The 249-nt window shown below is 53.0% G+C and carries 1 tRNA gene and 1 rRNA gene; both read right to left on the bottom strand.

The features are described 5' to 3' along the window. Nucleotides 1-44: 44 nt before the first annotated feature. Nucleotides 45-121 (bottom strand) — tRNA-Ile (locus JFY56_RS24285). A 64-nt stretch (nucleotides 122-185) separates the two neighbouring features. Next, nucleotides 186-249 (bottom strand): 16S ribosomal RNA (locus JFY56_RS24280); the annotation flags it as partial.

Raw genomic sequence — 249 nt, 5'->3', positions numbered from 1 at the left:
AGCTGAGCTATGGCCCCATCGGATCAGCAGCACACCACAACAATTGGTGGGTCTGGGCAGATTCGAACTGCCGACCTCACCCTTATCAGGGGTGCGCTCTAACCAACTGAGCTACAGACCCAATCGTCTAACCAGTGAATCAAGCAATTCGTGTGGGAGCTTATGAATAAGCTGCGATCTTCGATTAAGGAGGTGATCCAGCCGCAGGTTCCCCTACGGCTACCTTGTTACGACTTCACCCCAGTCATG

The organism is Pseudomonas schmalbachii (assembly GCF_017589465.1).
GTDB classification, from domain to species: domain Bacteria; phylum Pseudomonadota; class Gammaproteobacteria; order Pseudomonadales; family Pseudomonadaceae; genus Pseudomonas; species Pseudomonas schmalbachii.
This window is presented reverse-complemented; position numbering and strand designations above follow the sequence as displayed.